Below are 7,686 nucleotides of genomic sequence, written 5' to 3'. Positions count from 1 at the left end.
CAGCGCCTTCCGGAGGCATTCCCTCTTCCGTTTAGACTTGTTATGTAATCAGTGCGAAAGGGCTTTTCTGGGCCAGGAGGGCCGCCGAAGGTGAAGAAAGGGGTGAGGCCATCCCTCAGCTGATTATGCAAAGATCGATTTGCTGAACTCAAGACCTCATGATGAAGCGCCTGGGGAGGGAACATTATGAAGCTCCATGAATTCCAATCCAAACAGCTTTTCGCCCGATACGGCATCCCCATCCCGCGGGGGAAGGTGGCGACCAGCCCGGAGGAGGCCCGCGCCGTCGCCAAGGAATTGGGAACGCCGGTGGTGGTGAAGGCCCCGGTCCTCGTGGGCGGGCGGGGGAAGGCGGGGGGGATCCGGCTGGCCCGCACTCCAGAGGAGGCGGAGCAGATCGCTGAGCAGATCCTGAGCATGACCCTGAAGGGCCTGCCGGTGCGTCGCGTCCTCGTGGACGAGGCCGCGGAGATCCAGGCGGAGCTGTATCTGGGCCTGGTCATCGACCGCGCCCGACGCCGGGTGGTGGCCATGGCCTCATCGGCTGGGGGCGTAGATATAGAAGAGGTGGCTCGGACCACTCCGGAGAAAATCGTCCGGGTGATGATTGAACCCGAGCTTGGCCTGCGAGAATACCAGGCCCGAACCCTGGCTGCCGGGATGGGTCTGGATCGCGCCCTCTGGACCTCCTTCGCCCAGATCGCCCTCGGCCTTTACCGTTGTTTTGAAGAAAACGATGCCACCTTAGCGGAGATCAATCCGCTGGCGGTGGTGCCAGGGCCGGCGCTGCTGGCCCTGGACGGCAAGGTGATCATCGACGACAACGCGCTGTTCCGGCATCCGGAACTGGCGGCCATGCGGGATGAGGACGAGGAGACCCAAACGGAGCGGGAGGCCCGGAAATACGGGATCAGCTACGTGCAGCTTGATGGGAACATCGGGTGCATGGTTAACGGCGCTGGCCTGGCGATGGCGACCATGGACATTATTCAGCTTTACGGCGGCTATCCGGCCAACTTCCTGGACATCGGGGGCGGGGCGAGCGCAGAACGGGTGGCGGCCGCGATGCGCCTGATCCTTTCCGACCCGAATGTGAAAGCGGTGCTGATCAACATCTTCGGCGGCATCACCCGTTGTGATGAGGTCGCGCGAGGGATGCTTGCGGCCTTTGAGATGGTCCGCCCGCGGGTGCCGGTGGTCGTTCGCTTGGTGGGCACGAATGAAGAAGAGGGACGGGCTATCCTCCAGGGAGCTCAGGGTGTAGCCCTGCACACGGCGACCACGCTGGTGGAAGCGGCTCAGCTGGCCGTGCGCCTGGCGGGCGATGGGGGCCGCGCGGAGTGACGACGGCGGAACGGGAGACCCGGATGAATCGATGGCGAGATTGGTGGAGGCAGGCTCAAGCGGATCTGCGCCATGCGCAGCCCGGCTCCCTTGTTTGGATCGCTATGCGTGAAGGTCGAAAGATCTGGCCGCGTTAAGCAGGGTGGCGGGTCAGGTGAGACAAACGGCCTCGCCGTCCCAGCGCGATGGCGGGGCGCCCGGTAGGGCAGGATCCCGCGTCTCACGTAAAGAATGGCATAATGCCCAATGGATGATCACCGGAGGAGCGGACCCTATGAGCATCCTGATCAACCGGAACACCCGCGTGGTGGTGCAGGGAATCACTGGCCGGGAGGGCCAGTTTCACACCCAGCAGATGCTGGAATACGGCACGCAGGTGGTGGCGGGGGTAACCCCAGGTAAAGGAGGGCAGTGGATCCTGGGGGTGCCGGTCTTCGATACGGTGCAGGAAGCGGTGGAAGCCACCGGGGCAAATTGCTCGGTGATCTTCGTCCCTGCGCGGTTCGCTCCGGATGCGATCCTCGAAGCTGCCGATGCCGGGATCCCCTTAATCGTATGCATCACCGAAGGTATCCCGGTCCAGGATATGATCCGAGTGCGGGCGTATCTGGATCGCAAGGGGGTGCGTCTCATCGGCCCGAACGGCCCGGGTCTGATCACCCCTGGGGAGAGCAAGGTGGGCATTATCCCAGGTCACATCACCCGACCGGGGCCGGTGGGGATCGTGTCCCGCTCCGGAACCCTCACCTATGAGGTGATCGCCGCGCTGAGCCAGCGCGGGATCGGCCAGAGCACCTGTGTGGGCATCGGCGGCGACCCTATCCCTGGGACCAATTTCGTGGAGGTCCTGGCGATGTTTGAGGAGGATCCTCAGACTGAACATGTGGTGCTGATCGGCGAGATCGGCGGCACGGAGGAGGAGCGGGCGGCGGAGTTCATCGCCACCCGCATGAGCAAGCCGGTGACCGCGTTCATTGCGGGGCGGACGGCTCCTCCGGGCAAACGGATGGGTCACGCGGGCGCGATCATTGAAGGGGGGACGGGCTCCGCGGCGGATAAGATCGCCAAGCTGGAAAGCGTCGGCATCCCGGTCGCCCGTCATCCGGAGGAAATCGCCGAGATCGTCGCCGCCCGCATGGGAGTTCGAGCATGAGCGCCTCGCCGCTCAAAGCCCAGGAGGAGACCCGGAGCGTAATTCGTAGTGCTTTGATCGATTATGAATTGAGGTAGGGGTTACACCGTTTGCTTTCTCGGGGGCCTTGGAGGCGGAGCCGGGCGCTTCGCTCTGCCTCCAAAGAAGCCTTTAAAACCCTGAAGGCCGGCAGAGAGATGATCCGCTTCGATCGAGTTTCCAAGCGTTTTCATGCGCATCGCCAGCGCCCCCGTTCGTTCCATGAACTCTTCGTTGAGGGCTGGAGGCTCTGGCGGCGACGGCCTGCAGAGACCTTCTGGGCGTTACGGGATGTTTCCTTTGAAATTCAACCTGGGGAAACCGTAGGCCTTATCGGGCCGAACGGGGCGGGCAAAAGCACCGTCCTCAAGCTGGCCGCTCGCGTCCTGGAGCCCACGTCCGGGCAGGTGGTGGTTCGCGGTCGTGTAGCGGCTTTGCTCGAACTGGGGATCGGCTTCCACCCCGAGCTGACGGGTCGAGAGAACATCTTTTTGAGCGGGGCCTTCCTGGGCATTCCCCGTCGGGAGATGGTCCGTCGTCTGGACGCTATTGTGGCCTTCGCCGAGTTGGAGGATTACATCGATGTCCCGGTGAAGCATTACTCGTCGGGGATGTATGTCCGCTTGGCCTTTGCCGTATCGGTGTATCTGGATGCGGAAATCCTGTTGGTGGATGAGGTGCTGGCAGTGGGCGACGCCGCTTTTCAGCAGAAGTGCCTGGATCATTTGTCCGCCCTTCAACGTTCAGGGGTGACGGTCCTTCTGGTCTCGCATGACCTGAACGCGGTTCAGCGCCTGTGTCATCGGGCATTATGGTTCGATCACGGTCGGATCCGGATGGAAGGAGTGCCCGCAGAGGTTGTGCAAGCCTATCTGGCTGATGTCCGCCGTCGCGACGAGCGAGCCTTGGTGGCGCACAACCAGGGGGGCGCTTTCCCACGCTGGGGAAGCGGTCGCCTGCGGATTGAGCGCGTCTATCTGGAGGATGCAGCTGGGATAGAGCGTTATCAGTTTGAGACCGGCGAAACAGTGCGCATCCGCCTGCGTTATCGAGCTTCAGAGCGAATCGAGAGACCCATCTTCGGTCTAGCCGTTTACCGTCACGATGGAGTTCACATTTGCGGCCCCAATACGGCGTTCTCCGGTTTCGAAATCCCCTGGGTGGATGGGGAAGGAGAGATCATCTATACGATCCCCTCTCTCCCTCTTCTGGAGGGAACTTACCTGATCTCAGTATCCGCGACCGATGAGCGAGACGCTGAGATGTTTGATTATCATGATCGCGCTTATGTGTTCCGGGTGGTTCAGGGGCAGCATCCAGAACGTTACGGTCTAATGGCCATAGACGGGCGATGGGATCATGAGCGGTTCTCGATCTCCCATGCTGTAGGAAGCGAACGGCACAACTACCGTTTCTGAAAATAAGGAACGTGCTCTGTCGCCATTTTAGCGCTCCCTGCTGGGGATTCGGGACTGCCCCTTCCCACGCTGCGAAGCAGCGTGGGAAGGGGGTAAGAAAAGCTGGGGTGGAAGGGTGAGCAGCGAAGCCGTTCGCCCTGCCACCCCAAACCCCAAGTTTGCAATGGGGCAACCACAAGGAATCATGCAAACCTATTCCTGGAGAGCATGCCCATGGATGAGCTAGCCATGTTGCTCAAAACCCTGACGGAAGCTCATGGCGTCCCTGGCTACGAAACCGAAATCCGGGAGGTGATGCGCAGGCTTCTGGAGGGCCTGGGGGAGGTGGAGCAGGACAATATCGGCAGCCTGATTTGCCGGCGGGGTGAGGGCGGACCCCGGGTGATGCTCGCTGCACATATGGATGAGATCGGCTTCATGGTCAAGCACATCACCCCCGAAGGCTTTATCCGCTTTACCGCGCTGGGCGGATGGTTCGATCAAGTCCTTCTGGGCCAGCGAGTGGTCATTAAAACTCACAAGGGAGATGTCATCGGGGTGATCGGCGCCAAGCCGCCCCATCTGCTTCCTTCGGATGAGCGAAAGAAGGTTGTTGAGAAAAAGGACATGTATATCGATATCGGCGCAACCTCTGCGAAGGAAGTGGAAGAGGCAGGCGTGCGGGTGGGCGATCCCATCGTCCCCCTGGCGCCATTCCAGATTCTGGCCAATGGCCGGACCTATTTGGCGAAGGCGTTCGATGACCGGGTCGGTTGCGCGGTGCTGGTGGAGGTCATGCGCCGTCTGGCCCAGGAGGGCCACCCCAATACGGTGTATGGGGTGGCCACTGTGCAGGAGGAGGTTGGCTTGCGAGGGGCCGCAACGAGCGTGGAGAAGGTCAACCCGGAGGTAGCCCTGATCCTGGAATCCGACATCGCCGGGGATGTGCCCGGGATCAAGCCGGAAGAATCCCCGGTGAAACTCGGCGGAGGACCTACCATCGTCGTCTACGACGCGCGGATGATCCCCAACCTCCGGCTGCGAGATCTCGCGGTGGAGACCGCGCAATCCCTGGGGATCCCCATTCAGTTCTCTGTGATCGAGGGTGGGGCTACCGACGGCGGCGTGATCCATCTCCATAAAGGTGGAGTTCCAACCTTGGTCATCGGCGTTCCGGCCCGGCATATCCATAGCCACGGCGCCATCGTCCATCGGGAGGACGTGGAGCGGGCCATCGCCTTGGTCACCGCCCTGGTCCAGCGTCTGGATGCGGAGACCGTCGCCCGTTTGAAGCCATGAGAATCTCCGCTATAATAACCTGCGTGACGCTTTTCACCTGGACCCTGGGCGAATTCTCCGATCGCCTCATCCGGGTCGATGAGGGTGGAACCGGTAAGGGCGCTCCGGCCCTTTGAAACTCTGGGGTGCAAATCTCCCCCTTCGCACAAATTCGTCGATCCTTTCGTGAAGGAAGGCGCTTGCTCAGCGCGGGCGGGGGACTTAAACAAGAGGTTGTGCCGTTCCAGAGATCAACTGCGCGACTCCTATTCCTAATCGGCGAGGTGAGCGATGGCGGATCGGACAGATGCCTGGCATGAGCTGATCGCTTCCCTGCAGCAGCGGATCGAAGCCTATACCCCTGGAGTGGAGGTGGCCGAAATCGGCGAGGTCATCGAGGCGGGGGATGGCATCGCCCGGTGCTCGGGCCTCAGCAACGTAATGGCCAGCGAGCTGGTGGAGTTCGAGAACGGGGTGATCGGGATTGCCTTCAACCTGGAGCGGGACAACGTCGGGGTGATCATCCTGGGGGATTTCAGTGGAATTCGTCAGGGAATGAAGGTTCGTGGAACCGGCCGGATCGCCTCTGTGCCGGTGGGCCAGGCGCTGCTGGGCCGGGTGGTGGATCCCTTGGGGCGCCCCCTGGACGGCAAGGGGCCGATCGTGACGGATCGTTACCGTCCGATTGAGCGGATCGCCCCAGGGGTGACCAAGCGCCAGGACGTGGACACGCCGGTGCAGACGGGCATCAAGCCCATCGACGCCATGATCCCCATCGGCCGTGGCCAGCGGGAGCTGATCATCGGTGACCGCCAGACCGGTAAGACGGCCATCGCAGTGGATACCATCATCAACCAAAAAGGGAAGGGGATGGTCTGCATCTATGTGGACATCGGCCAGAAGCGGTCTCAGGTTGCCCGTCTGGTGGCCACCCTGGAGCGCTATGGTGCAATGGATTACACCATCGTGGTGGCGGCCACCGCCTCCGATCCCGCGGCGCTGCAATACATTGCCCCCTACGCGGGCTGTGCGATGGGGGAGGAGGTGATGGAGAACGGCGTGATCATCGATGGGCAGCTGGTCAACGATGCCCTGATCGTCTACGACGACCTCACCAAGCATGCCTGGGCTTACCGTCAGGTCTCTTTGCTGCTCCGGCGTCCCCCCGGCCGGGAGGCCTATCCAGGCGACATCTTTTATCTTCACTCCCGTCTGCTGGAGCGAGCGGCCCGTCTGGCGAACAAATACATTATTGTCCCCCAGGACGCGCCGGAGGACGCCAAAGAGGGGATCGACGGGAAGGTTTACACGGGCCCCCTTGGCTACAAGGAGGCCATGAAGGCGCTGGAGGCGCGCCCGGATAAGGAGAACCTGAAGATCCTGAAAGTGAAAGGATCGGGCGGGAGCCTGACGGCACTGCCCATCGTGGAGACGCAATTAGGAGACGTTTCCGCTTACATCCCGACCAACGTGATCTCGATTACGGACGGGCAGATTTACCTGGAGACGGATCTCTTCAACGCGGGCATCCGCCCGGCGATCAACGTGGGGATCTCGGTTTCCCGGGTGGGCGGCGCCGCCCAGACGAAGGCCATGAAGCAGGTGGCCGGACGGCTGCGCCTGGAGATGGCCCAGTTCCGGGAACTGGCCGCCTTCGTGCAATTCGGATCCGATCTGGATAAGACCACCCTGGCGATCATCGAGCGGGGCAAGCGGCTGACCGAAGTTCTGAAGCAGCCTCAATACGAGCCGATGCCTCTCGAGGAGCAGGTGATGGTGATCTTCGCCGGGACGAACGGCTATCTGGACGCGATCCCGGTGGAGAAGGTGCGTCAGTGGGAGAAGGAGTTCCTGCGGTTTATGGCCACGAATTACCCGGAGGTCGGCCGCGATATCGCTGAACGGAAGGAGATCACGAAGGAGACCGAGGAGAAGCTGCGGCGGGCCATCGAGGAGTTCAACCGTGGTTGGCTGGCCAAATGACCGGAGGTTCCGGATGGGGATTGGCGTGGGCGCACGCGTTCAGGTGGAGGTTGAACCCCTTCATCCGTATCTGCTTCGCCTGTATGGGGTGAGCGAGGCGGAGTTCGAAGCGCTGGCCGATGAGGATCTCAAAGCGGAATACCTCGATGGGATGATGATGGTGCACTCGCCCGCAAGCGTCCGTCATGAGGACCGACAGATCTTTCTTGCCACGCTATTGAAATTTCATGTGGATAGCCATCCGCCCGGCCGTGTTCTAGGTGGGAATGCGCTCTTTCGGGTGGGCACGCGGCGGTTTGCGCCGGATGTGATGGTGGTGCGGGAGGTGGGGCGGGTGGGCCCGAAGGAGGTGGAGGGTCCCCCGGATCTGGCGATCGAGATCCTCTCGGAGTCCACGCGGGACTATGATCTGGGGGAGAAGCGGGCGGCCTATCGCGAAGTGGGGATTCCGGAGATCTGGTGGGTGGATCTGGAGAGGCAGACAGTGATCGTGGAGCGGCGGGACAGGTCGTA

The 7,686-nt window shown here is 61.9% G+C and carries 6 protein-coding genes; all 6 read left to right on the top strand.

Annotation, left to right across the window (positions count from 1 at the left end; translation table 11 throughout):
* The first annotated feature begins 186 nt into the window (after nt 1-186).
* Nucleotides 187-1,344 carry an ADP-forming succinate--CoA ligase subunit beta gene (gene sucC / locus NZM16_RS04715; protein ID WP_295478936.1) on the top strand — a complete coding sequence of 386 codons (1,158 nt, stop codon included), beginning with the start codon at nt 187-189 and terminating at the stop codon, nt 1,342-1,344.
* A gap of 274 nt (nt 1,345-1,618) precedes the next feature.
* Nucleotides 1,619-2,497, top strand: a complete 879-nt coding sequence (sucD, locus tag NZM16_RS04710) for a succinate--CoA ligase subunit alpha (RefSeq protein ID WP_295448688.1) — start codon at nt 1,619-1,621, stop codon at nt 2,495-2,497.
* A 176-nt stretch (nt 2,498-2,673) separates the two neighbouring features.
* Nucleotides 2,674-3,933, top strand: coding sequence for an ABC transporter ATP-binding protein (locus NZM16_RS04705; protein ID WP_295448686.1), 1,260 nt, complete (start codon nt 2,674-2,676; stop codon nt 3,931-3,933).
* A 213-nt stretch (nt 3,934-4,146) separates the two neighbouring features.
* Nucleotides 4,147-5,211, top strand: coding sequence for a M42 family metallopeptidase (locus tag NZM16_RS04700; RefSeq protein WP_295448683.1), 1,065 nt, complete (start codon nt 4,147-4,149; stop codon nt 5,209-5,211).
* A 270-nt stretch (nt 5,212-5,481) separates the two neighbouring features.
* Nucleotides 5,482-7,173 carry a F0F1 ATP synthase subunit alpha gene (atpA, locus tag NZM16_RS04695; protein WP_367281009.1) on the top strand — a complete coding sequence of 564 codons (1,692 nt, stop codon included), beginning with the start codon at nt 5,482-5,484 and terminating at the stop codon, nt 7,171-7,173.
* 13 nt (nt 7,174-7,186) lie between these two features.
* Nucleotides 7,187-7,686: Uma2 family endonuclease (locus tag NZM16_RS04690; protein ID WP_295478933.1), on the top strand; the 500-nt coding region annotated here is incomplete at its 3' end.

The sequence above is a fragment of the Thermoflexus sp. genome, assembly GCF_025055495.1.
Lineage (GTDB): Bacteria > Chloroflexota > Anaerolineae > Thermoflexales > Thermoflexaceae > Thermoflexus.
Note: the sequence above shows the minus strand (reverse complement) of the source record. Positions and strands in the feature narration are given on the sequence as shown.